Annotated in this window: 1 pseudogene; it reads right to left on the bottom strand. The window is 58.9% G+C overall.

Going from position 1 to position 248, the window contains the following annotated elements:
• Nucleotides 1–246: pseudogene (locus R0J92_RS25355) on the bottom strand (ABC transporter permease); the annotation flags it as partial.
• Nucleotides 247–248 lie beyond the last annotated feature (2 nt).

Raw genomic sequence — 248 nt, 5'->3', positions numbered from 1 at the left:
GGCGAGCGCACGGCGTCCGGCTTCTTCGTCGGGCAGCGTTTCTACGATGTCGAAATACGCTGAGTTCCTCATCGCCGCGATGAAGCTGCGCGAGAACTCGCTTTGGTCGTGAACGATAACGGCAGTCGGCAGATGCTTCGGGTCGGTGTTGATCGCGAAACCGAACAACGCGAGCTGAACGATCGGTATGCCCACGATCATCGCGAACGTGACGCGGTCGCGCCGCAATTGAAGAAACTCCTTCAGCA

Origin of the sequence: Tritonibacter sp. SIMBA_163 (assembly GCF_046535935.1) — a bacterium.
Classification (GTDB): domain Bacteria; phylum Pseudomonadota; class Alphaproteobacteria; order Rhodobacterales; family Rhodobacteraceae; genus Epibacterium; species Epibacterium scottomollicae.
The sequence above is the reverse complement of the archived record's forward strand: the minus strand, read 5'-3'. Positions and strand labels throughout refer to the sequence as shown.